The 24003-nt window shown below is 72.8% G+C and carries 16 protein-coding genes; 14 read left to right on the top strand and 2 right to left on the bottom strand.

Annotated features, from left to right (window positions below; genetic code table 11):
• Positions 1-173: 173 nt before the first annotated feature.
• The 7 genes from ABD331_RS51730 to ABD331_RS51700 all read left to right on the top strand — a co-directional run bounded on the left by ABD331_RS51730 (position 174) and on the right by ABD331_RS51700 (position 13801).
• A complete protein-coding gene (locus ABD331_RS51730; RefSeq protein ID WP_344493340.1) occupies positions 174-2813 on the top strand; it encodes an MGH1-like glycoside hydrolase domain-containing protein in 2640 nt (879 codons plus the stop codon).
• Between the two features lie 312 nt (positions 2814-3125).
• Positions 3126-5303 carry a VWA domain-containing protein gene (locus ABD331_RS51725; protein ID WP_344493338.1) on the top strand — a complete coding sequence of 726 codons (2178 nt, stop codon included), beginning with the start codon at positions 3126-3128 and terminating at the stop codon, positions 5301-5303.
• 7 nt (positions 5304-5310) lie between these two features.
• Entirely contained in the window at positions 5311-8424 is a 3114-nt protein-coding gene (locus tag ABD331_RS51720) for a tubulin-like doman-containing protein (RefSeq protein ID WP_344493336.1), read from the top strand.
• 2 nt (positions 8425-8426) lie between these two features.
• Positions 8427-10262, top strand: a complete 1836-nt coding sequence (locus tag ABD331_RS51715; protein WP_344493334.1) for a hypothetical protein — start codon at positions 8427-8429, stop codon at positions 10260-10262.
• Entirely contained in the window at positions 10252-11244 is a 993-nt protein-coding gene (locus ABD331_RS51710) for a protein kinase family protein (protein WP_344493332.1), read from the top strand. The genes ABD331_RS51715 and ABD331_RS51710 overlap by 11 nt, the downstream gene beginning before the upstream one ends.
• The gene (locus ABD331_RS51705; protein ID WP_344493330.1) at positions 11241-12245 is read left to right on the top strand and encodes a hypothetical protein; all 1005 of its coding nucleotides are present in this window, start codon (positions 11241-11243) and stop codon (positions 12243-12245) included. The genes ABD331_RS51710 and ABD331_RS51705 overlap by 4 nt, the downstream gene beginning before the upstream one ends.
• The gene (locus tag ABD331_RS51700) at positions 12245-13801 is read left to right on the top strand and encodes a hypothetical protein (RefSeq protein ID WP_344493328.1); all 1557 of its coding nucleotides are present in this window, start codon (positions 12245-12247) and stop codon (positions 13799-13801) included. The genes ABD331_RS51705 and ABD331_RS51700 overlap by 1 nt, the downstream gene beginning before the upstream one ends.
• Here ABD331_RS51700 and ABD331_RS51695 read toward each other — a convergent pair.
• Complete coding sequence (locus ABD331_RS51695; RefSeq protein ID WP_344493326.1) at positions 13798-14985, bottom strand: aminotransferase class I/II-fold pyridoxal phosphate-dependent enzyme; 1188 nt, start codon at positions 14983-14985, stop codon at positions 13798-13800. The genes ABD331_RS51700 and ABD331_RS51695 overlap by 4 nt on opposite strands.
• Positions 14986-15107: 122 nt before the next feature.
• Here ABD331_RS51695 and ABD331_RS51690 point away from each other — a divergent pair, with 122 nt between their 5' ends.
• From ABD331_RS51690 to ABD331_RS51670, 5 genes are all read left to right on the top strand, one after another.
• Complete coding sequence (locus tag ABD331_RS51690; protein WP_344493324.1) at positions 15108-16283, top strand: acyl-CoA dehydrogenase family protein; 1176 nt, start codon at positions 15108-15110, stop codon at positions 16281-16283.
• Between the two features lie 228 nt (positions 16284-16511).
• A complete protein-coding gene (locus ABD331_RS51685; protein WP_344493322.1) occupies positions 16512-19073 on the top strand; it encodes a sensor histidine kinase in 2562 nt (853 codons plus the stop codon).
• Positions 19066-19491 (top strand): roadblock/LC7 domain-containing protein, encoded by a 426-nt coding sequence (locus ABD331_RS51680; protein WP_344493320.1) that lies wholly within the window; start codon positions 19066-19068, stop codon positions 19489-19491. The genes ABD331_RS51685 and ABD331_RS51680 overlap by 8 nt, the downstream gene beginning before the upstream one ends.
• The gene (locus ABD331_RS51675) at positions 19488-19838 is read left to right on the top strand and encodes a DUF742 domain-containing protein (RefSeq protein WP_344493318.1); all 351 of its coding nucleotides are present in this window, start codon (positions 19488-19490) and stop codon (positions 19836-19838) included. Before ABD331_RS51680 ends, ABD331_RS51675 begins: the two co-directional genes overlap by 4 nt.
• Positions 19819-20400, top strand: coding sequence for a GTP-binding protein (locus tag ABD331_RS51670; protein ID WP_344493316.1), 582 nt, complete (start codon positions 19819-19821; stop codon positions 20398-20400). The genes ABD331_RS51675 and ABD331_RS51670 overlap by 20 nt, the downstream gene beginning before the upstream one ends.
• On the opposite strand, the gene ABD331_RS51665 is transcribed toward ABD331_RS51670, so the two are convergent.
• Positions 20387-21337, bottom strand: coding sequence for a LysR family transcriptional regulator (locus ABD331_RS51665; protein WP_344493315.1), 951 nt, complete (start codon positions 21335-21337; stop codon positions 20387-20389). The genes ABD331_RS51670 and ABD331_RS51665 overlap by 14 nt on opposite strands.
• A gap of 72 nt (positions 21338-21409) precedes the next feature.
• On the opposite strand from ABD331_RS51665, the gene ABD331_RS51660 reads away from it, so the two are divergent.
• The gene (locus ABD331_RS51660; RefSeq protein WP_344493313.1) at positions 21410-22255 is read left to right on the top strand and encodes an SDR family NAD(P)-dependent oxidoreductase; all 846 of its coding nucleotides are present in this window, start codon (positions 21410-21412) and stop codon (positions 22253-22255) included.
• Positions 22256-22570: 315 nt separating this feature from the next.
• Positions 22571-23743: a serine hydrolase domain-containing protein gene (locus ABD331_RS51655; RefSeq protein WP_344493311.1), complete on the top strand. Its 1173-nt coding sequence runs from the start codon at positions 22571-22573 to the stop codon at positions 23741-23743.
• Positions 23744-24003: the final 260 nt, after the last annotated feature.

The following is a 24003-nucleotide window of genomic DNA, read 5'->3' as shown; positions in this document are numbered from 1 at the left end:
GCGCTCACCAAGCGGACGTCCAAAGGCTGAGGCGGGCGCTCACCAAGCGGACGCCCGAAGGCTGAGGCGGGCGCTCACCAAGCGGACGCCCGAAGGCTGAGGCGGGCGCGTGGCTGAGAAACCTCACTTCCCGGGAAGGAGGCAGCGGGCGGCCATCGGAGGATGCTGCGCCCATGGATGCCGAACGAGAACGACTAGGGCAGTCGGCCGCTCCGGACGCGCCATGGCGCCGGTGGGGACCGTACCTGAGCGAGCGGCAGTGGGGCACCGTCCGCGAGGACTACAGCGTGAACGGCGACGCGTGGAACCACTTCCCGCACGACCACGCCCGCTCCCGCGCCTATCGATGGGGTGAGGACGGGCTCGGCGGCGTCAGCGACGACAAGCAGCGGCTGTGCCTGTCGATGGCGCTGTGGAACGGCAAGGACCCGATTCTCAAGGAGCGGCCGTTCGGGCTGACGAACGGCGAGGGCAACCACGGCGAGGACGTCAAGGAGCACTACTTCTTCCTTGACAGCACGCCCACCCACTCCTACATGCGGTACCTCTACAAGTACCCGCAGGCCGAGTTCCCCTACAACGAGCTGGTCACCACGAACGCGGCCAGGGACGCGCGCGGCTTCGAGTACGAGCTGCTCGACACGGGCGTCTTCGACGACAACCGCTACTTCGACGTGTTCGCCGAGTACGCCAAGGCCGCCCCCGACGACCTGCTGATGCTGGTCACGGTCGCGAACCGGGGCCCGGAGGCGGCGACGGTCCACGTGCTGCCGACGCTGTGGTTCCGCAACACGTGGTCGTGGGGCGCGGGGGCCGTCAAGCCGGAGCTGCGGGCCGCGGGGCCGGGGGTGGTGCAGGCCGAACATGCGGAGCTGGGGACGTACCGGCTGTACTGCGCGGCGGACGCGCCGCTGCTGTTCACCGAGAACGAGACGAACCACGAGCGGCTGTACGGCGGCAGGAACGCCTCCCCGTACGTGAAGGACGCGTTCGACCGTCACGTGGTGCGCGGGGAGAGCAGCGCGGTGAACCCGCAGCGTACGGGCACCAAGGCGGCCGTGCACCACACGCTGACGGTGCCGGCGGGCGGCGAGGTGACGGTGCGCCTGCGGCTGGCCGCGGGCGACGCGGGCCCGGACCCGCTGGGCGCGGGCTTCGACGAGGTGCTGCGGCAGCGGCGGGCGGAGGCGGACGCGTTCTACGCGGCGCTCACCCCGCCCGAGGCGAGCCAGGACGAGGCGATGGTGCTCAGGCAGGCGCTGTCGGGCCTGCTGTGGAGCAAGCAGTACTACTACTTCGACGTCGAGACGTGGCTGGCCGAGCACGGCGCCGACCCGTGGACGCGCACGGGGCAGCGCAACCACGCCTGGTTCGACATGACGGCCGACGACGTGCTCGTCATGCCGGACACGTGGGAGTATCCCTGGTTCGCCGCCTGGGACCTGGCGTTCCACGCGGTCGCGCTGTCGGTGGTGGACCTCGACCTGGCCAAGCACCAGATCGAGGTGCTGCTGGGCGAGCGGTACCTGCACGCCAGCGGCCAGGTGCCCGCGTACGAGTGGAACTTCGCCGACGTCAACCCGCCCGTGCAGGCGTGGGCGGCGCGCTTCGTCAACAGCCTGGACAGGAGGCTCGACGGCCACAGCGACCTGGACTTCCTGGAGCGGGTCTTCCAGAAGCTGCTGGTCAACTTCACCTGGTGGGTCAACCGCAAGGACCCGGACGGGCGCAACGTCTTCCAGGGCGGCTTCCTCGGCCTGGACAACATCGGCGTGTTCGACCGCAGCGCGACGCTGCCGACCGGCGGCTCGCTGGACCAGGCCGACGGCACGGCGTGGATGGCGTTCTACACGCAGACGATGTTGCAGATGGCCGCCGAGCTGTCGGACCGGGCGCCCGCGTACGAGGATCTCGCGGTGCGCTTCGCGCAGGCCTTCCTGCGCATCTCCGCCTCGACCGACCGGGTCGGCGATCTGAAGGAGGAGATGTGGGACGAGGCGGACGGCTTCTTCTACGACGTGCTGCGGCTGCCTGACGGCGAGGCCGTCCGGCTCAAGGTGCGTTCCCTGGTGGGGCTGCTGCCGATGTGCGCGACGACGGTCTTCACGCCGCGCGCGGAGGAGTCGGAGGCCAGGCTGTTCAACCGGGTCAGGGCGTTCGCGAGCCGCCATCCCGACCTGGCCGAGGGCATGTCGGCGGCGGAGCGGCCCGGCGTGGCGGGGCGGCGGTTGTTGTCGCTGCTGGACGAGCGGAAGCTGCGCCGGGTGCTGGCGCGGATGCTCGACGAGGAGGAGTTCCTCGGCCCGTACGGGATCAGGTCGCTGTCGCGGCACCACGCCGATCATCCGTACTCGTTCACGGTTCAGGGCCGCGAGTACAAGGTGGCGTACCTGCCGGCCGAGTCCGACAGCCGCATGTTCGGCGGGAACTCCAACTGGCGCGGGCCGGTGTGGTTCCCGATCAACGTGCTGCTGATCAGGGCGCTGCTGCACCTGTACGCGTTCTACGGCGACGAGTTCACCGTGGAGTGCCCGACGGGCTCGGGCAACCGGATGACGCTGTTCGAGGTGAGCAAGGAGATCTCGGACCGGCTCGTGCGCACGTTCCTGCGGGGTCAGGACGGGCGGCGGCCGGTGTACGGCGGGCAGCGGATCTTCCAGGAGGACCCGCACTGGCGGGATCTGATCCTGTTCCACGAGTACTTCCACGGTGACGACGGGGCCGGTCTGGGTGCGGCGCACCAGACGGGGTGGACGTCGCTGGTGGCGGTGCTCATGATCGTCTACGGCCGCCTGTCGGCGACCGACTTCTAGCCTTTTCCTCCGCCCCGGCCCAAAACCGGGGCGGAGGCCATTATTGACCGATATTTCGGCATAAAGCCGTATTTACTTAACTCTTGACCCACCAGCCCCACAGCCGTGACCTTCCCCATAGAATCCCTGTATGCGGGGTAGACGACGGCGATTAGGGACATGCACAATCTGACAGATTGCATGACCAAAACCAGGGTTGAAACTTCTCGGGGCTCCTCTCCGTTCTGCGGATAAGAAAAACGGCGACTGCGAGGAAATGTGCTCGTCACTACATCCCTCAGATTTCTTTTCGCGCTTACCGTGACCGCTGCCGTGACCGCTGCCGTGGCGCTCCCCCCGACGGCCGCGCACGCCGCTCCGCCCTCCGACGTCAAGCCCGTCCGCGTCGTCGTCCTGGTCGACGAGTCGGGCAGTCTCAAGGACCAGGACGTCAGGCGCGAGCGCGCCGCCGCCCAGCTCATCGCGCTCAGCGAGCTCTCGCCGCAGTCGCAGGTGGCCGTGGTGGGGTTCGGCAGCTCCAACGCCCCCGGCCAGTCGGCCGTGGACATCGTCTGCCCGCTGACCGGGGTGGAGACCGCGCAGGATCGCGAGTCGCTCAGCCGGTGCGTGGAGAAGCTGCGCCTGCGCGGCTCGGGCGAGGGCAACGACACCGATCACGCCGCCGCCCTGGAGCAGGCGCTCGACATCATGGGCAAGCCCGACGACCAGCAGCGCGCGAAGATCGTGTTCTTGCTGACCGACGGCGTGCTCGACGTGAAGAACAGCCCCCAGTACGGCGCCGACGCCCAGGCCCGCAACGCCAACGCCCAGGACCAGATCACCCGCAGCCTCGGCGACGCCAAGCAGGGGCAGGTGCAGATCTGGCCGCTGGGCTTCGGCGCGGCCGACAAGTCGGCGCTCGACGCGTTCGCGGCGGGCGGCTGGGTGCAGCCCTGCGGCGACCAGAAGACGGCCACGCCGACCGCCCGCGTCGTCGCCAGCTCGGCCGACGTGGAGCGCTCGCTGCTGGAGGCGTTCGCCTACGCCAGGTGCGCCGGCATCGAGAAGTCCGTGACCGACTCGCTCGACGCGGGCGCCACCATCGACCTGAAGGTGAACATCCCGATCATCGCCACCGACGGCTCGATCGTGGTGGTCAAGCGCGACAAGCGCATCCAGGTCGCCTACTTCGACCCCGAGAACACCCAGGTGCCCAAGCAGGGCGAGCTGAAGGAGTCCACCTTCCAGGCGGCCGGCGAGTCAGGCCCGGTGGAGTCGCTGCGCATCCGCAACCCGCTGCCCGGCGAGTGGGTCATCAGGCTCACCTCGCCGCCGGGCGTCAGCCGCCAGGACGTCAGCGCCACCGTCGTCTGGCAGGGCGCGCTGCGCGCCTCGATCTCGCTGAGCAACCCCCGGCCGCGCCCCGGCGAGCAGGTGAACGTGCGGCTGCGCCTGCAGACCAGGACGGGCACGATCACCGACCCTGCCGCGCTGGAGGGCCTGCGGTTCAGCGCCAGGATGTCCGGCGACGGGTTCCAGGAGGTCCCGGTCGAGCTGGGCGACACAGGTGAGGGGGCCGACCGGGCGCAGGGCGACGGCGAGTACTCCGGCCCGATCGTCATCCCCGCCACGGCCACCGGCGCGCTGTCCTTCGTCGGCAAGGTGACGGGGCCTGGCGTGGCCGGCGACGAGCGGCCGTACGCGACGCGCATCGCCGGGCCCGCCGACCGGCTCCGCGCCCAGGTCGAGCTGACTCCCGCCACCGTCGAGCCGGGCGGCACGCTCGCCGGCGCCGTCCGGATCACCAACGAGGCCGAGCCCGTCCAGCTCGGCCTGCGGCTCGTGGACGTCCCCGGCACCGTGACCCTGTCCGCCCAGCGGCTCCAGGCGCCGACCGGCAGCTCGGAGCAGCCGCTGGAGCTGCGCGTCGGCTCCGACGCCGGGGAGGGCGAGGTGAGCGGCATGGTGCAGGTGCTCGACCCGGCCGGGCAGGTCGTGGCCGAGGAGTTCGTCAGCGTGGACGTGCAGCCGCCGACTCCGCTGTGGCAGCGGGCGCTGCAGGCCCTGCTGATCCTCCTCCTCGTCCTCGCGGTGGCGCTGCCGTTCCTGCTGGCCAGGCGGCGGGCGCGGCGGCGGGCGGCCGACCCGAGCGAGCTGACCCTGCACCTGTTCGACCGGCTCGGCGAGCCGTACATCAGCCGGCTCCAGGCGCCGCTGGGCGAGGGCCCCGAGTTCACCTTCGAGGTCCGCGACGGCCTTCTGGTCCGCACGTACGGGACGGGCTACGCCGTGCGCCGCGGCCCTGGCCGGACGGTGCTGGTGCGCGACCCGTCGGGGCGGGAGCTGGACCCGCTCTCCCCAGGCCAGCCGATCGCCCTGCCGAACGGCATGTACCTCGGCGTGGACGACGGCCGGGCCAGGGGCGGCGCCGAGCAGCCGGCGTACGGGCCCGCGCAGCCGTACCAGAGCAGGACGACCCACCGACCGATGCCAGGCGACGACCTGTTGTGAGGGATGCATGAGGATCTTCGATCCGATGATGTTCGTGGGGCTCGGCGGCACCGGCTGCCGGGTCGGGGTGGAGCTGGAGCGCTGGCTGCGTGACGAGCTGTGCGGTCCCGACGGCATGGATCTGATCAGGAACTTCAGGTGGCAGAACTACCAGCCCTACGAGCTGCCCTCCTGCCTGCAGTTCGTCTACGTCGACCTGAACGAGGACGAGCTGAACCGCACCCGCCGCCGCGTGGTGCCGACCGAGCGGGAGCTGCCCGCGGCGGGCCGCACCGCGCACCTGATCCACGACGTGGTGCCCAAGTTCGACTCCTATCCGGAGGTGGCCCGCAGCCTGCGCGCCACGCTGGGCGACCACGTCAAGGACTGGCTGCCGCCGCGCGAGCAGGAGCCGCTGGTCGCGCCGCTGATGCGGGGCGCGGGGCAGCTTCCGACGGTGGCCAGGGCGGCGCTGTTCGAGCGCATGCGGCACGGCACGGGGCCGGTCGTGCAGGGCATCGAGGACGCCATCGGCGCGATCAGCAACTCCGGCAGCGAACTGGCCGCGCTGGGCGGCCGGCTGCGGCGCACCTGCGACGTGTTCGTGGCCTACTCGGTGGCGGGCGGCACCGGCAGCGGCATCTTCTACGACTACCTGCACCTGATCGGCGACGCCTTCGCCCGCAACCACATCAGGGCGCGGATCCACCCGCTGGTCGTCATGCCGTCGGCGTTCGTCGAGGGCAAGGGCGGCGGGCGCAGGGCCCGGCTCAACGCGGGGGCGAGCCTGCTCGACCTGTTCAGGCTGGTCGACGACCAGAACGCGCCGCACGCGGGCACGCAGGTCGACGAGCAGGGCATCGTCGGCGAGCTGGGCGTGCGTTACCCGGGCAGGGGCGAGGTGCGGCTGGGCACCGGCACGGTGCAGACCGCGTTCCTGTTCACCATGCCGCCCGGCGTCGAGCGCGACGACCTGCACCGCTCGATCGCCTCGCTGATCGTCTCCCTGGCCGGCACCCGGCCGAGCACCGCGGGAGAGACCGTGGGCGGCATGGAGGACCGCGGCGAGTCCTCCTTCGCCGACGACTTCATCAACCGGGCCGTCGAGCGCGAGGTGCCCGCCGCCTCCGGCATCGGCAACCGGGGCGTGTCCACGGCGTTCGTCTCCTCGATGACCGTGCCCGTGGAGGAGCTGGCCGACCTGGTCAGCTCGCGGCTGCTGGCGCGCGCGGTGACGCAGTTGCACGCCGCGCCGCCGGGCGCGGCAGAGAGCAACGTGGAGGAGATCCGCCGCATGTTCACCACCGCCAACCTGGAGCAGCTCAACACCCGCGAGCCGCTGCCGCTGCCCGAGGCCCGCGCGGCGACCGGCGCGGCGGAGATCCAGAAGTCGCTGGCCAACCGGATGCGTGCGATGGAGGACAATCTGGCCTCGCTGGAACGGCAGCTCAGCCGTGTCGTGCCGGCCATGGCCAAGGACATGGATGTGCGGCGCGGCGCGCTGGAGGGGCTCGGCCACGTCGATCCGTTCCGGCTGCGGCGGGTGGTGATGGGCCTTCAGGGCGACGTGCACGACGCCGACAAGCTGGGCTTCGCCGGGCTGCTCGACCAGCGCAGGGCGCAGCCGCGCAAGCCGTACGAGAACATGAGCGAGGCGCCGCCGCAGCCGCGGCCGATGCGCGACCGGCTGTTCCGCAAGGTGCAGTGGAGCGACCCCGAGGTGCAGGCGTCGCTGCACGACCAGGACACCTGGTACCTGTGGCGCAGCCAGGGGCTGTGGCACCGGGCCTGGGCCGACCAGATGCCGCGCTGGGAGCCGCTGCGCAAGCAGCTCATCCGCGAGGTGCGCGACTTCACCGAGGTGTTCGCCGAGCACGCGGACGCGGACCCCGAGCGGTTCGCGCGCCGCGCAGGCGAGCTGTACGAGACCCGCGTCGGCGTCTACCACCTGCTGCCGCCGTCGGGCCCCGAGGCGTTCTACGACGCGGTGGTGCGCCGCTTCGTGGACGTGCACGTGGCCAGGCAGCTCCTGCGGCCGACCGACGGCGAGGCCGGGGTGGTCAACGCGCTGATCGGCGCGGCGGGCTGGCAGCACGCCTACGACCTGGCCTGGCGCACGGGCAAGCCGGTGGACGCGCTGGCCTGGGTGCGTGAGCGGCTCAAGCTGGAGGTCAAGAAGCTCTTCAAGGACCGCGACGAGGCCGCCGTGCTGGGCGAGCAGCCGCTGCTGCCGTCGCTGGCCGACATCCTCGCCCAGGCGGCGACGGGCGGCGGCGACGACCCGCACGTGCGGCAGTTCCAGCTCAAGCTGGCCGACCTGGTGCCCGGCGGCTTCACGCCCGACGGCACGGGCGACCTGAAGGTGCTCGTCTCCTACCCGGCGCCGGCCAAGGACGTCGAGCTGGAGCGCTTCCTGAAGGAGCGGATCGACCTGCCGGGCGTGCCCGACTTCCGCAACATCGACGCCGACTCGGTGACGGTCGTGCAGGTGCGCACCTCGATGAGCGTCACCCAGGTGCGCGAGCTGCGCGAGGTGCTGCACGACTGGGCCGACGCCCTGCAGCACGAACGGCCGCAGGACCATCTGAAGTGGCGCCAGCGGCTCGGCTACGACTTCGGCTACCTGGCCACCACCGAGGAGCACCGGGTCCGCATCCTGCACCGGCTGCTCTGCCTGCTGTGGAACGGGCAGGTCAGCGTGGTCGAGGGCGAGCCGGCCTCGCCGTCGCGGATCAGGATCGACGTGGAGGGCGGCTCGATGACGCTGCCGCTGACCGGCTACGGCAGGGCGTCCTCGTGGCCGAGCATCCTGCGGGCCTACGAGCAGTGGGTGATCGGCGGCGACGAGGAGTTCCGCAGCCTGGTGAGCGAGCAGCTCATGAACGCGCTGCCGCGCGGCCTGGCGGGCGCGCTGAGCGCCCCCGACCCGCTCTTCCACCAGGTCACCGGCATGGCCGCCGACCAGCTCGGCCTGCTGGAGATCATGATGCCGAAGCTGCCCGGGGGCGCGCGCAACCGGGCCGACCAGCTCGTCGCGTTCTGGGCGAACACCCTGCCCGCCGCGCTGGACCTGCCGTTCGAACGGGTCGCCGAGGCCGTCGCCTACAACCTGCGCGACCTGGACGCGCTCACCGGGGAGTGAGCATGGTCGTCGTGCTCGACCTCCGCAAGGAGGAGATCACCAGGCTCGGCCACCGGGTCCTGGTGGTGACCGACACCGACCGGCTGGCCGCCGGGCAGCAGGCGCTGCAGGAGGTGTTCAGCTCGCGCCTGGTCAGGTCGGTGCTGGTGGTGGCGCTGGGGCCGGACCCGCGCCTGCCCCCGGCGCTCACCGGCGAGAGCCGCAGGGTGCTGTGGGTGGGCGATCCGTGCGGCATCCTGTGGAACGCCGACACCGGCGAGGCGGCGCACGGGCCAGAGGTCAGCTCCGAGGCCATCCTCATCGACCTGCTGTCGCAGCCGGAGGTGTTCGACGAGGTGGTCGGCGAGCTGGGCGAGATCCCGTACGGGACGGCCTCGCCCGGCTGGCGCATCGTGGCGGGCCGCATCGACCCCGAGGTGCTCGCGCAGGCCTTCACCGACGTGGCCGACCGGTTCGCCGGGCCGCCCCAGCAGGACCCGGCGGTGTTCGGCTCGCCGCTGGCCAGCGCGCTGCCGGTGCTCAGCGGCACCGCCGACCTGCCCGCCGACCTCCTGGACGCGCTCGTCCCCGACGGCCGGATGGACCGGCTCTACCGGCAGGCCCGCGACCGGCTCGACCGCGCCACCAGGGCGCTCGACGAGCTCGGCTACCTCAGCACCGCCCTGGCCAGGGCCGCCGTCGTGGACGAGGTGATCGCCGCGGGCCGGGCGCTGGCCGAGTTCCGCGACGCCGTCGCCCGCCTGTTCGCCGACGTCGACCACAGCGACGAGGACGCCCCCGGCGTGCTGGCCGCCAACGGGATCAAGTTCGCCACCCCGGCAGGCATGGGGCACGCCGAGATCGTCGCCGAGCTGCGCGCCGACGTGGACACCGCGCTGGGCGAGCGCAAGAGCCTGACCCGGCTGGTGTCGCGGCTGCGCGCGCTGGCCGACCAGAGCGCGCCCATCGGCAGCGCGGCCTTCGTCCCCGGCTGCCGGCGCCGGTGCCCCGACGAGCTGCTCAACGAGCTGCACGCGCCGCCCGAGTTCCCCCGCGGCCTGCTCAACCGCTTCGTCTTCTGGCGGCGCTCGCGGGCGTGGTGGCGCGAGCAGCTCTCGCTCGGCCCGGCCAGGACCGCCCTCGACGAGCTGCGCACGCTGCTCGAACAGGTCGCCGCCAGCGAGTGGACGCTGGGCGAGGCCCGCATGCACACCTCCGACGCGGCCCGCACGGTGGCCGCCGCGCTGGCGGAGATCTGCGCGCAGGTGTCGGCGACGCTGACCGACTGGAGCAGGGCCGAGGCGGGGCAGGCCGCCGCCAGCCCGGCGCTGGACGAGGAGGTCACCGTGCGGCTGCGCGACCGCGGCGGCCAGCTCCGCGAGGTCATCACCGGCGACCTGCTCGACGCGGTGACCGGCTGGCTCGACCCGGCCTGGCCCGCGCTGGAGCACGGCGACTACCGCGACGTGCAGGCGGGGCTGGAGCGGCGGGTCGACGAGACGCTCCGCCAGTACCGCTACCACCTGGCGCACCGGGGCGTGCAGGAGAAGCCCGAGTTCGGCACCGCCGACGCGGGCCGCCAGGACCTGGTGGACGCGGTGTGGCGGCAGTCGCAGCAGGTGGTGCGGGCGCTGCAGGCCCCGCCCGGCGGGCAGATGCTGCAGCTCTGCGGCGACCGTGACCTGTCGCTGCTGCTGCGGCAGGCGTACGCGGTGCGGTTCGCGCCCAGGGCCGTACGGGGCCAGGGCAACCCGCCCGGAGTCGTGTGGACCCGGTCGGGCCAGTACGCCGGCACCCTACGGCTGGTGCCGCTGCGTCCCGGGACGGTGGAGGAGAACTGGAGTGGTGATGGAGCCTGAGCCGCTGGACTTCGACTCTCCCGAAGGCGACCCGGTGAGCTGGGAGGTGGAGGCCGAGCCGTGGCAGGACCCGTTCGAGCGCCGCGTCACCCACCTCGCCTCCGGCACCAAGCTCGTGCAGCGGCGGGTGCCGCGCGCCGAGGGCCGCGACCGCGAGTACCTCTACGACCTGCTGGAGAACGAGGCCCGGATGGGCGCCAGGCTGCTCACCCGGCTGCGCCGCGCCTACCCGCCCGAGCTGCCCCGGCTGATCGGCTACAGCCTCGACGAGGAGGAGCCGTTCGTGCTGCTCTACGACTACCGGGGCGAGCCCGTCAGCCGCTACTTCGGCGCGCTGCTGATCAGCGAGCAGCGGACGTTGCAGGCCAGCCTCTTCCGCGCCGTGCGCATCCTGTCGGCCTGCGGCATCGTGCACCGGCGCATCGAGCCGGCCACCGTGCGCTGGGACGGCGCCACCGCGCAGCTCACCGACCTCAGCCACGCCACGCTGGCCGGCTCGCGCCGGCTGCGGATGGGCGAGGCGCCCTACGCCTGCCCCGCCCAGCGCAGGGGCGAGGGGCTGACCGCCGCCGGCGACGACCTGTGGAGCGCGGGCATGGTGATCTACCGTACGGTCACCGGCCGCGAGATCGCCGACGTGCCCGACCTGTCGGCCACCCCCGCGCTCCAGCCGCTCAGGGACGTCTTCTCCGACTCGCCGCCGACGGCGCAGGAGGTGCTGGCCAGGCTGCGGATGCCCGACCCGATGCAGTCCGTCGCCGTCGAGCGGGACCTCGGCCTGGAGGAGGGCCGCGCCGCCTTCGACCGGGCCCGCGAGGCCAGGCGCGAACCGGCCGCCGCCACCGCCTCGCAGGAGACCAGGGTCCAGCCGGTGCCCGTCCCCGAGGAGGAGGAAGGCAGGCCGCTGCCCCGGTGGGCGCGCTGGCTGCCGCTGGCCGTCCTGCTCGTCCTGCTCGTCGTCCTGTGGGTGGTGTCCCGGTGATCCTCTGCCCGATCTGCCTGCACGAGTTCGCCTGGACCGAGGACGAGCTGTACGAGCGCACCCCGGCCGGCCAGTACCAGCCGCTCTCCCTGGAGCACGTGACAGGGCCGCGCCGCGAGGACCTCCTGCGGGCCGCGCACGTCCGCTGCCCCGCGCCCGTGTCCGACCCCGGGCTCGAACACCACCTGCCCTACACCTACGTGCGGCACGGCCGCCCCCTGGTGATCGGCCTCGTCGGCGGGCCCGAGACGGGCAAGACGCACCTGCTGGCGTCCATGATCGGCGCCATCGAGCAGGGCGGGCTGCGGCCGTACGGGCTGACCACCGACGCCGTCGACATCGAGCGGCACGCCGAGTACGTCAACTCCTACGTGCGCCCCCTGCTCGTCGAACGGGTCGCGCTGAACCGCACCACCCACCGGGCCACCGCCGAGCCCGTGGACGCGCTGCTCGTCAACGACGGCCGGCACACCACCGCCGTCGCCTTCTTCGACATCGCCGGCGAGCTGCTGCGCAGCGCCACCCACGAGGCCACCAGGTTCGTGCCGGCCATCGGCGGGCTGCTGTTCGTGATCGACGCCGCCACCAAGTCCGCCCGGATGGGCGACGAGTCGTTCCGCGCCGTGCTCGACCGGCTGCCCAAGACCGGCGGGCGGCTCGACATCCCGGCCGCCATCGCCGTCACCAAGAGCGACGCGGTGCGCTTCCAGGCGCCCGTCGACAACTGGCTGTACGCCGAGCCCGACGGGCTCGACCCGGCCGCCGTCCTGCGCGAGAGCCGCGACGTCTACGCCTACCTGCACCGGCGGGGGGCGCAGGCGTGGCTCAGCCCGTACGACAAGTGCCGCAGGTGCACCCTGCACTTCGTCTCGGCGACCGGCGCCGCCGCCGCCGAAGGCCGCTACCGGCGCGGCGTCCGGCCGCGCCGCGTCCTCGAACCCCTGATCTCGCTCTTCGCCATGACCGGCGTCCTGCGCGGCTACCCGGAGGTGGGGATCTGATGGGACGTTACGCCAGCGTCGATTGGATCCAGTTCGAATGGGACGAGCAGCGCACCGGCCTCGGGCCCGTGCGCACCTCCCTGGAGCAGACCGCGAGCTGGTACCACCAGCTCGGGCCCTGGCTCGACCCCGGGCCGGAGCCGGGCGTCAGCCTCTGCCGGCTGCTCGTGGACGGGCGGGTCGTGGTGCTCTCCCGCACCCGCACCGGCGGCGCCGACAGCCGCCGCACCATCCGCGTTCAGGCCTACCTGGGCGGCGCAGCCTCCCAGCCGATGGCCATGCCGAACGTGCGCCAGACCCTCGCCCTCGCCTCCGGCTGGGGCTCCCGGCTGCCCGGCGACGACGAGCCGCTCGACCTGGGCAAGCTGATCAGCTCGTACGAGAGCGCGCGGACCGCGCTCGACCGGGAATCGCGGGCGGCGGCCGTGACGCTCGCGCCGATCGTCTCCGAGTGCCTGCGGCGGCCGGGGTCGCCATTGTCGGTCGCTTCAGGGGGGAACGCGATCGTGCAGTTGTGGGGGCTGGTGGACATTCTGGATCTGGTGCTGGGGCGGCATCCGGAGACGTTCTCCACGTACGAGAGTGATGACTTCAATCCCGGGGCCGAGATCGTCTTTCTGCGGAAGTGGCCGGGGGTGTCGTCGCAGAGCTCCAACCGGACGCGGGTGGATCCGCGGTCGCCCGGGCAGGGGGATCGGTATTCCGAGATCGCGTCGATGCTGGTGGACGCCTATGCGCGGGATCAGCTCGTGGGGCTGGTGAAGCGGCTGCGGATCTCCGACAGGACGCCGTTCGAGGAGCGGTTGCGGCGGTTCGGGGGGGTTACGGGGGATCGGGAGGATGAGCTGGTGTGGTCGCCCCAGCCTCCGGCACGTTCCCAGCCCGCGCCGTCCCCGCAGGCCGCGCCCTCCCCGGCTGCGCCCCCGCAGGCCGCGCCCTCGCAGGTCACCGCACCGCACGCGGCCGGGCAGGCGGCGGGCTGGGCGCCGGAGCAGGCAGCCGGGCAGGCAGCGGCGGGCCCGGTGGCTGGCTGGGCGGCGGAGCAGGCGACCGGGCAGGCAGCCGGGCACGCGGCAGGACAGGCGAGCGGGCAGGCGGCGGGTCAGACCGCGCAGGCGGCCACGCAGGGGGCGGGCCCGGTGGCGGGCGAGGTGGCGGAGCAGGGGGCGGGGCAGACGGCGCAGGTGCAGCGGCCCCGGACGGCGGGCCCGGCCGTGCCGCAGTACACGGAGCAGGACGCGTTCGAGATGCTCTGCACCGACCTCACCCAGGCCACCTCCCCCAAGGACGTCACCGCCATCCTCCAGGAGATGCGCGCCCTGGCCGCCAGACGCCAACCGGCCGAGGTCCGCGCCCGCCTGCCGCGCCTCATCCCCGTCCTGGAACGGCAACTCCCCGAAGCCCAGATCAACCCCGTCCTGCGCGCCCTCCTCGACCCCGACGCCCCCGCCCGCGCCCCGAGGCCGAACTGGCTGGACCCCCAGTGGCTGGTCATCGTCGCGCTGCTGACCGTCCTGGTGATCCTCGCGATCGTGGCGGTGTTCCTCCTGGCTTAGGGGATCAGCCCGAGCCGCCGCCCGGCCGCGGCGAAGGCGGCGGCGACGCGGTCGAGCTGCGTCTCGGTGTGCAGGGCGGTGGTGCTGACGCGGATCAGCGCCTGCCCGTCCGGCACGGCGGGCGGCACCATGGCGGTGGCGAGCACGCCCTCGTCGAACAGCTCCCGCCACAACCGGCAGCACAGCAGGAGGTCGCCCACGTACACGGGGATGATCGTGGTCGGCGAGGTCTCGGTGCGGAACCCCAGCCCCGACAGGTCGGCGCGCAGCCGGGCGGCGGCGGCCAGCGCCCGGCGGCGGCGTTCCGGCTCGGTCTCGATGATGTCCAGGGCGGCCAGCGCGGCGGCGGTGCTCGACGGGGCGAGCGCCGCCGAGTACACCATCGACCGGGCCTGGTGGCGCAGGTAGACGATGATCTGCTCGGGCCCGGCGACGGCGCCGCCGGTGGTGCCGAAGCACTTGGAGAAGGCCAGGGTGTGCAGGTCGACCGCCGGTTCGAGGCCGTAGTGCTCGGCCGTCCCGCGCCCTCCTGGGCCGATCAGGCCGATGTCGTGGGCGCCGTCCAGGACGAGGCGGACGCCGTGGCGGCGGGCCAGCCCGGCGGTTCCGGGCAGGTCGCAGAGCGTGCCGGTGGTGGAGAACATGCCTTCGGTGAGGATCAGCGCGCCCGCGGCGGGGTCGCACTCGGCCAGCAGCCCCGCCAGGCGATCGAGGTCGTTGTGCCGGTAGCGCCGCAGGCGGGCGCGGGAGAGCCGGACCGCGTCGATGAGGGAGGCGTGGATGAGCTGGTCGGCGAGCACGGTGTCGCGCGGGCCCACCAGGGCGCTGAGGACGAGGTTCGCCAGGAAGCCGGTGGGCGTCACCATCGCCGACTCCTGGCCGAGGAACGCCGCGAGCCTGCCCTCCAGCGTCTCGTGCAGGGTGAGCGACCCGTTGGCCATGCGGGATCCGGCGGTGCCGGTGCCCAGTAAGCGGACGGCGCGGCAGGCCGCGTCCTTCAGCCGGGGGTCGGCCGACAGGCCGAGGTAGTCGTTGGACCCGACGGACACCAGCACGCGCCCGCCGACCACCACCTCACCGTCGGCCAGCCGCTGCTCGACGGGGTGGTAGTAGGGGTAGACGCCCATCTCGGTGACGGGCTTGACGTCGTCCTGGACCTGGCACCTGCCGAACACGTCGAGCATCGGCGCATCACCGCCCTTCTCGGAGGCTGACCCTGTGCTGCGCAGTCTGCCTCGGGGGCGGGCGGGGCGCGTGGCGTACCACGCTTCGTGTCACGGCGCGGGCCGTGGGTAGCTGTCCCGCCATGTCTGAGCTGCTGACCGGAGATCTGTACGCGTTCGAGAGTCTGCTGGCCGAACAGGAGCGCGAGACGCTGCTGCGGGTGCGGGCCTTTCTGCGGGAGAAGGTGGTGCCCATCGCGAACGAGTGCTGGGTGCGCGCGGAGTTCCCCGTGGACCTGGTGAAGGAGTACGCCGAGCTGGGCATCGCGGGCCTGGCCTACCCGGAGTGTCCAGGGCCGAAGCCGAGCGGGCTGCTCAGCGGTTTCCTGGCGCTGGAGATGGCTCGCGCCGACCCGTCGATGGCGACGTTCTTCGGCGTGCACACCGGCCTGGCCATGGGCAGCATCGCCGCCTGCGGGTCGGCGGAGCAGCGGGAGCGCTGGCTGCCCGCGATGAGCAGGATGGAGCGGATCGGGGCGTTCGCGCTGACCGAGCCGGCGGGCGGCTCGGACGTGTCGGGCGGCATGCGCACCACGGCCAGGGGCGAGGGCGACGTGTGGGTGCTGGACGGGGCCAAGCGCTGGATCGGCAACGGCACGTTCGCCGACCTGATCGTCGTCTGGGCCAGGGACGTGGCGGACGGGCACGTCAAGGGGTTCGTGGTGGAGAAGGGCACGCCCGGCTTCACCGCGACGCGGATCGAGAACAAGATGGCGCTGCGCACGGTGCAGAACGCCGACATCACGCTGTCGGACTGCCGGGTGCCGGAGGAGAACCGGCTGGCGAACGCGAACTCGTTCCGCGACACCGCGCGGATCCTGCGCAGGACCCGCAGCGGGGTGGCCTGGCAGGCGGTCGGCATCATGCTCGCCGCCTACGAGATCGCACTGCGCTACGCCAAGGAGCGCGAGCAGTTCGGCCGGCCCATCGCCGGGTTCCAGCTCGTGCAGGACCTGCTGGTCAGGATGCTCGGGAACGCCACCGCCTGCCTGGGCATGGTGGTGCGGCTGGCGCAGCTCCAGGACGACGACGTCTTCCGCGACGAGCACTCGGCGCTGGCGAAGGCGTTCTGCACGAGCCGGATGCGGGAGGTCGTCGGCTGGGCGCGGGAGTTGCTCGCCGGGAACGGGATCATTCTGGAGTACGACATCGCCCGGTTCGTCGCCGACGCCGAGGCGATCTACTCCTACGAGGGCACCCGGGAGATCAACACGCTGATCGTCGGCCGGGCGGTGACCGGCGTGGGGGCCTTCGTCTGACTACCCATAGTTAGCTGCGCACGATCACATTCACGAACAGTGTGCTGACAAAGAGTCAACATTACTTTCGGGAGGTTTCTTCGCATCCGTACCTTGAAGTCCATCTGCCTCACCTGCATAGTGGACGGACCACAGGCGCACCCAGTCGTGGCGGGCAACCTCGGGGGGCGGTAGCAAGGTCACGACTGCCCGGGCGCACCCCCCACGCGCGGAATTGGACATTGAAGGATGAGCTCGCCCCCGCCTCTTCGCACCAAGCTGCTCAGGATCCTCCTGCTTCCGCTGGTCTCCATGGTGGCCCTCTGGGGGTTCATCGCCTACTCCAGCGTGGATGAGATCTCCACCGTCTCCCAGATCCAGAATCGATGGCAGGCCATCGGCGCACCGGTGCTCCAGCTCATCGTGGAGTTACAGAAGGAGCGCCAGCTCTCGGCCGAGGCGCCGAGCGGCACGGCGACGTACAAACCGCTGATCGAACAGCGCAAGGCCACCGACGAGCAGGTCAAGCGGCTGCGCGAGATCATCGCGACGCTCGACGTGACGGCGGTCAACGAGACGCCGGCGCAGGTGCAGACGATGGTGCAGGCCCTGGACGGGCTGCAGTCGCTGCGCGCCTCCGCCGACGGCGGCGTGCTGGCGCCCGCCCTGACGATCGTCGAGGCGTACAACAACCTGATCGCCGCGGCCAACCAGCAGTTCACCGACCGCGACGCGATGAGCGACGCCTCGGTCTACCAGTCGGTACGCGGCATGACGGCCTACAGCACCTCGGCCGAGTACCTGTGGCGGGAGCACGCCGTGCTCACCACCACGCTGGTGCACCGCAACATGACCCCCACCGACCGGGCCGCGTTCGTCGCCGCCATGACCGCCCGCCGGCTCGTCCTGGCCAACGCCGAGCGCGACGCCAGCCCCGAGCTGCGCGCCGCCTACGAGCAGCTCGTGGCCACCGCCTCCTACAAGCGGGTGGTGGCGGTGGAGGACGAGCTGTTCTCCTACGACACCGGCGGTCCGCCACCGGTGTCGGTCAGCGAGTGGCGCGGCGCCGCCGAGTCCGTGCTGGCCCAGATCAACCGCGACACGCAGATCGAGCTGGTCCGCGCCGCGGCCTCGGGCGAGTCGCAGAAGAACGGCGCCTACTGGCGGATCGGGATCGTGCTGCTGCTCGGCCTGGCCATGGTGATCCTGTCGGTGTGGCTGTCGTACCGGTTCGGCCAGTCGCTCATCGCCGAGCTGCGGCGGCTGCAGGGCTCGGCGGTGGAGCTGGCCGAACAGCGGCTGCCCCGGCTGGTGGAACGGCTGCGCCGCGGCGACGACGTGGACCCGGCCACCGAGGCCCCCGGCCTCGACAGGGCCGAGACCGCCGAGGTGGACCGCGTCGTGCACGCCTTCTCCGCCGTACGCCGCACCGCGGTCGAGGCCGCCGTCGGCCAGGCCGCCCTGCGCAAGGGCGTCGGCCAGGTCTTCCTCAACCTGGCCCGGCGCAACCAGGCGCTGCTGCACCGCCAGCTCGCGCTGCTGGACACCATGGAGCGGCGGGTGGACGAGCCCGAGGTCCTGGAGGACCTGTTCAAGCTCGACCACCTGACCACCCGCATGCGGCGGCACGCCGAGAACCTGATCATCCTGTCCGGCTCCTCCCCCGCGCGCCGCTGGCGCGACCCGGTGCCGCTGTTCGACGTGGTCCGCGCGGCGGTGCTGGAGGTCGAGGACTACACCCGCGTGACGGTCGCGCCGATGCCGAACTCGCCGCTGCTCGTCGGCGCCGCGGTCACCGACGTGATCCACCTGATCGCCGAGCTGGTGGAGAACGCCACCGTGTTCTCCCCGCCCAACACGACCGTGCAGGTGCGCGGCGTGACGGCGGCCAACGGGATGGCGCTGGAGGTCGAGGACCGCGGTCTCGGCCTGAACGACGCCACCCTGCACGAGCTGAACGCCCGGCTGGCCGACGTGCCCGAGTTCGACCTGGCCGACAGCGACCGGCTCGGGCTGTTCGTGGTGGCGCGGCTCGCGGCCCGGCACGGGATCAAGATCGTGATGCGGCGGTCGCCGTACGACGGGACCACCGCGATCGTCCTGCTGCCCGCCGGCCTGCTCGCCGACACCGAGCAGCTCGCCCTCACCGCGGGACCGGCCGCCACCTCGACCGCCGCCTCGACCGCCGGGCACGACGCCGTGAACGGGCGTGCGACCCGGCCCGTGCGCGGCACCTGGTTCGAGCCCGACCCCGCGCAGAACAGGCCCGACCCGTTCCCTCTGGAGAGCGACCCGGCGCCGCTGTCCGGGACGGCTTTCCCACCGCAGGGTGACGCCGCGCCGCCGCCCGGAACGCTCGGAGGCGACCCGGCGCCACTGTCCGGAACGCTCGGAGGCGACCGGGCGCCGCTGTCCGGGACGTTTGGGGGCGACCCGGCGCCGCTGTCCGGGGCGACGTTCCCGCCCGGGAGCGAGCACCCGGACCTCGAAGCACTCGTGTTCGGGGACGACCACGCCCGCGCGGCCACTCCCCCCAGGACCTCCGGCCCGCCCGCGGGCTGGAGCGTCACCGTGCCGCCCCAGGAGGCGGACGAGGATCTCGACGGGCTGCCGATGCGGATCCCGCAGGCCAGCCTCGCCCCCCAGTTGCGCGTGGACGCGCGGCCGGAGCGGCGGGGCGGCGGCGGGCGCTCGCCCGAAGAGCTCGCACAGCTCATGTCGTCCATGCAACGCGGCTGGCAGGAAGGTCGCCAGCAGGCCAAGCAGGAGCCCGACATGTGGAATCGAAAGGACGACCACCCCGATGCCTGACCCCAGAAGCGAACTGAGCTGGCTGCTCGACGACCTCATCCAGCGCGTGCCCGGCATCCGGCACGCCATCGTGCTGTCCGCCGACGGGCTCTCCATGGGCAGCTCCCACGGCCTGACCAGGGAGGACGCCGAGCACCTGTCCGCCATCTCCGCCGGCAGCCACAGCCTCGCCCTGGGGGCGGGGCGGCACTTCGGAATGGGCGGCGTCCGGCAGACGATCATCGAGTTGGAGGAGGGCTTCCTCTTCGTCACCGCCGCGGGGCAGGGGGCGCGGCTGGCCGTGCTGGCCACGGCCGACGCCGAGCTGGGCATGGTCACGTACGAGATGGCGCTGATGGTCAAGCGGGTCGGCGAGCACCTGTCCGCGCATCCGAGGGGAGCGGCACCGGCACCCGCCTGGAACGGCGCGAGACCGTGACAGGGGAGGATCCCGGGCCGCTGATCCGGCTCTACGGGCTGACCGGGGGCCGGGCGCGTCCGCAGGGCGAGTCGTTCGACCTGGTGGCCATCGTGGTCACGGCCGGCGGCCTTCCCCAGCCCGCCGACCTGCTCCCCGAGCATCGCGCCGTGCTCTCGCTGTGCCGCAGGCCCACCCCGGTGGCGGACGTCGCGGCGCACCTCAGGCTGCCGATCAACATCACCCGCGTGATCCTCGGCGATCTGCGGCGCGACGGCCTGATCAACATCGAGCGCCCGCGCCCCGTCGCGCAGACGATCGACGAACGCATCTACAGGGAAGTGCTGGATGGGCTACGCAGTCTCTGAGCCGGGCACGACCAGGGCTCCCTCGGCCCTGGCCATCAAAATCCTGATCGCGGGCGGCTTCGGTGTCGGCAAGACGACCATGGTCGGCACGATCAGCGAGATCAGGCCGCTGCACACCGAGGAACTGCTGAGCGACCGCGGCATCGGCGTGGACGACACCTCCGGCGTGGAGTCCAAGACCACCACCACCGTGGCGCTGGACTTCGGCCGCATCACCATCCGCGACGGGCTGTGGCTGTACCTGTTCGGGACGCCGGGGCAGGACCGCTTCTGGTTCATGTGGGACGAGCTGGCCCTGGGCGCGCTCGGGGCCGTCGTGCTCGCCGACACGCGCCGGCTGCAGGACTGCTTCCCGGCGGTGGACTACTTCGAGCAGCGCGGCATCCCGTTCGTGGTGGGGGTGAACTGCTTCGACGGGGCCCGCCGGTACGAGCCGGGCAAGGTGCGGCGGGCGCTCGGGCTGAGCGAGCACATCCCGGTCGTGATGTGCGACGTGCGGCGGCGCGCGTCGGTCAAGGAGGTGCTCACGACGCTCGTCACGTACGCGGTCAAGGGGGCGTAACGTCCTTCCATGATGCCAGGGCGGCTTCGCGTAGCGCCCGTGCCAGGCAGGCGGCGGCCTCGGGCATCGGGCCCGGCATCCTGGCCAGCAGGAGGCGGCGCTGCTCCTGCGGCCCGCCGCGTACCGGCAGGACGCGCACGCCCGGCGGCACGGCGGCCGCCAGCATGGCGGGCACGGTGGTGAGCCCGCAGCCGGCGGCCACGAGCGCGAGCTTGGCCAGCCAGTCGCGGGCGGAGTGCGCGATCTCCGGCCGCTCGTCCAGCCCCGGCCAGGCCCCCATGCCCGTGCTGTCGCCCGCTCCCCCGGCGGCGGCCGAGCCCGGGCCGGCGATCCAGCGCTGCCCGTGCAGGTCGGCGACATCGATGTCCGCGCCCCGCGCGAGCGGATGGCCCGCCGGAACGGCCACGCACAGCCCGCGTTCGGTGAGGGTCTGGATCTCCAGGGCCGGCGTCTCCGCGTCGGGCGGCCGGAACGGCGGCGCCGAGGCGATGAGCGCGAGGTCGAGCGCGCCCGCCCGCAACGCGCGGACCAGCGCCGGCGTGCGCCCCTCCCGGGAGTGAACCGTGATGGCGGGGTGCGTGGCGCGCAGCCCGGCCAGCGCCCTGGGCACCAGATCGGCGCCCGCGCTGGCGAACCAGCCGAGCCGCACCATCCCCGGCTCGCCGGGCAGCCCGGCCAGCTCGCGCGCTCCCGCGTCCACCTGATCGACGACGGCGGCGGCGCGGCGCAGCACGATCCGCCCCGCCGCCGTGAGCCGGACGCCGTCGTGGCGCCGCTCCAGCAGGGACGCCCCAGCCGCCCGTTCGAGCGAGGCGATCTGGCGGGAGACGGCCGACTGGGTGTAGCCGAGCGCGGTGGCGGCGGCGGTGAGCGTGCCGCGCTCGGCCACCTCGCGGAAGACCCGCAGCGCGGTGAGCGAGGCGTCGGTGAAGGCCATGACAATCACGCATACCACAGATGAGCAACTCTCGTTGGACGCATGCCTGCCAGCGTTCCTAGCCTGACGTTCATGACCAATGGACCTCGCGTCGCCCTCGTGACGGGCGCGACTCAAGGACTGGGCCTCGCGTTGGTGGAGGGCCTGGCCAGGCGGCTGGACGCCGCCGACACCGTCTACCTGACCGGCCGCGACCCCGGGCGCGTGGCCGAGGCGGCGGCGAACATGCCCCGGACGGGCGCCCGCGTACGCGGCGAGCTTCTCGACGTCGCCGACCCCGGCGCCGCCGCCCGCCTGGCCGAAGTGATCGAGGAGCGGCACGGCGGCGTGGACATCGTGTTCGGCAACGCCGTGATGCGCGTGGGCCCCGACGACGACCCGCGTGCCGTGCTGGACGAGTACACCCAGGTGAACAACTTCGGCACCACCCGGCTGATGCGGGCCTTCACGCCGCTGCTGCGGGACGGCGGGCGGTTCGTGGTCGTGGCCAGCTCTCTCGGGACGCTGCACCACCTGGCGCCAGTGCTGCACGACCGCTTCGACGGGCTGACCACGCTCGACGAAGTGGACAAGCAGGTGGCGGCCTGGCGCGACGCGGTCCTGGACGGCAGCGCCGCCGCCGGGGCCTGGCCCGGCTTCATCAACATCCCGTCCAAGACCGCCCAGGTGGCGGCCGTGCGTGCCCTCGCCGGTGAGCGCCGTGCCGAGGACGCGCGGCGCGGCATCCTGCTCGCCGCCGCCTGCCCCGGCATGATCAACACGCCGACCTCCGGCCTGTGGTGGGACGTCTCCGGCGCCCCCTCCCCCGCCCAAGCCGCCGTCCCCCTCCTGGACCTGGCCCTCGGCCCTGCGCACCCGGACCGGTACGGCCGGCTCGTCCGATTCGGCAAGGTCCTGTCCTGGAAGCCCGGCACGTGACCAAGGCCCTGGCCCAGGCAGCCCCGCGCGTGGCAGGGCTCTGCTCTGGGCATCCCACGCGTAACAAGGCCCGCTCCGACAACCCCGCGCGTAGGCAAGGCCCCGCTCGACAACTCCGCGCGTAGGCAAGGGCCCGCCCCGGCAACCTCCCGCGTAAGACCTAGCTCCGGCCGTTCGCGCAGGTCAGCGCTGTTTGCTGTCGGGCGGCCAGGGTAGTCGGAGCTCGTCACACCGGCGGCCCGAGCCACCACCAACCCCTGAGGCGACCCCCCCACGCCCGCAGCAAGCCTTCGAGGAGGGTCGTGAGGAGGGGCCTTGATCGAGATCCACGGGGTGTGCGAGCCCAAGTTCGACGCGGTCCGGGAGGCGTTCGCGCGTAACTTCCACGAGGGCCGGGAGCAGGGCGCCTCGGTGACCGTTTACCAGCGCGGCCGAGCCGTCGTCGATCTGTGGGGCGGACAGGCGGGCCAGGACACCGCATGGCGGCAGGACACGATCACGCTCCTCGCCTCCGCCACCAAGGGACTGGTGGCGGCTGCCACGATGCTGCTGGTCGATCGCGGACAGCTCGACCTCGACACGCCGATCGCGGAGTACTGGCCGGAGTTCGCGGCGGGCGGCAAGGCGGACATCCCGCTGCGGTGGGTGCTCGGTCACCGCTCGGGGGTGGTGACCGTGGACCCGCCGCTGACGCTGCTGGACATCGAGGGAGGCACGGCGGTGAGCGACGCCCTGGCCGCCGCCGTGCCCGCGTGGGAGCCGGGACGGGCGCACGGCTACCACTGCCTGACCATGGGCTGGCTGGTCGGCGAGGTCATCAAGCGCGTCACGGGCATGTCGGTGCAGCGCTACTTCGCCGCCGAGATCGCCGGCCCGCTCGGCCTCGACCTGCACATCGGCCTGCCCGACGCCAGGGAACGACAGCTCGCCGACCTCGTGCCGCCCACCGCGGAGCAGCTTCTCCAGGGCCGCGCCAACCCCGAGCTGGCCGGGCTCAACCGGGCCATCTGCGACCCCGCGTCCCTCTTCCACCGCTCGACCTTCGGCAGCGTCGCCCTGGCGGGCAACCCCCTCGCCGCCGCCAGCGTGCCGCAGGCCGAGATCCCGTCCTGCTGCGGGGCGGGCAACGCGTCAGGCCTGGCCCGCATGTACGCCGCGCTCGTCGGCGAGGTGGACGGCATCCGCCTGCTGCGCCCCGAGACGGCCGACCGGGCGCGGACCGTGGAGGCCAGCGGGATGGACCTGGTGCTGCGGTGCCGGACGGCGTACGGGCGGGGGTTCATGCTGCCTGGGGGGCCGATGTGGCCTGGCGACTGCTCTCCCACCGCGTTCGGGCATCCGGGGGTGACCGGGGTGTTCGCCTATGCCGATCCGGATCATGAGCTGGGGTTCGCGTACGTGCCCAACCGGATGACGGAGCTCATCGAGGGCGGGGACGATCGGGTCAGGCACCTCGTCGAGGCCACCCACCGCTCCGCCTGCACCTGAACCCGCGCCCCACCTCGCACGGCGCGCCTGATCGCACGCTCAGCGGCGCACAGCGTCGCACTCAGGCGGTGCGCCTCACACGCCACCTCCATCGCGGCGCGTGTTCAAGCGGTGCGCCACTTGATCGCACATGCAGCAGCGCACGGCGCACGAGTCAGACGCACCGGCGCGCGGTCAGGCGGGCGGCGCGCGGTCGGGCGGCGCGCGGTCGGGCGGCGCGCGGTCAGGCGGGCGGCGCGCGGTCAGGCGGGCGGCGCGCG

The organism is Nonomuraea monospora, assembly GCF_039531895.1.
In the GTDB taxonomy this organism is placed as follows: domain Bacteria; phylum Actinomycetota; class Actinomycetes; order Streptosporangiales; family Streptosporangiaceae; genus Nonomuraea; species Nonomuraea monospora.
This window is presented reverse-complemented; position numbering and strand designations above follow the sequence as displayed.

What these genes read in the sequence shown, in the direction of transcription:
- ABD331_RS51715 (WP_344493334.1), top strand. Translation starts at nt 8,427, where the DNA reads ATGGTCGTCGTGCTCGACCTCCGCAAGGAGGAGATCACCAGGCTCGGC.
- ABD331_RS51720 (WP_344493336.1), top strand. Translation starts at nt 5,311, where the DNA reads ATGAGGATCTTCGATCCGATGATGTTCGTGGGGCTCGGCGGCACCGGC.
- ABD331_RS51680 (WP_344493320.1), top strand. Translation starts at nt 19,066, where the DNA reads ATGCCTGACCCCAGAAGCGAACTGAGCTGGCTGCTCGACGACCTCATC.
- ABD331_RS51665 (WP_344493315.1), bottom strand. Translation starts at nt 21,337, where the DNA reads ATGGCCTTCACCGACGCCTCGCTCACCGCGCTGCGGGTCTTCCGCGAG.
- ABD331_RS51710 (WP_344493332.1), top strand. Translation starts at nt 10,252, where the DNA reads ATGGAGCCTGAGCCGCTGGACTTCGACTCTCCCGAAGGCGACCCGGTG.
- ABD331_RS51700 (WP_344493328.1), top strand. Translation starts at nt 12,245, where the DNA reads ATGGGACGTTACGCCAGCGTCGATTGGATCCAGTTCGAATGGGACGAG.
- ABD331_RS51695 (WP_344493326.1), bottom strand. Translation starts at nt 14,985, where the DNA reads ATGCTCGACGTGTTCGGCAGGTGCCAGGTCCAGGACGACGTCAAGCCC.
- ABD331_RS51690 (WP_344493324.1), top strand. Translation starts at nt 15,108, where the DNA reads ATGTCTGAGCTGCTGACCGGAGATCTGTACGCGTTCGAGAGTCTGCTG.
- ABD331_RS51670 (WP_344493316.1), top strand. Translation starts at nt 19,819, where the DNA reads ATGGGCTACGCAGTCTCTGAGCCGGGCACGACCAGGGCTCCCTCGGCC.
- ABD331_RS51660 (WP_344493313.1), top strand. Translation starts at nt 21,410, where the DNA reads ATGACCAATGGACCTCGCGTCGCCCTCGTGACGGGCGCGACTCAAGGA.
- ABD331_RS51730 (WP_344493340.1), top strand. Translation starts at nt 174, where the DNA reads ATGGATGCCGAACGAGAACGACTAGGGCAGTCGGCCGCTCCGGACGCG.
- ABD331_RS51685 (WP_344493322.1), top strand. Translation starts at nt 16,512, where the DNA reads ATGAGCTCGCCCCCGCCTCTTCGCACCAAGCTGCTCAGGATCCTCCTG.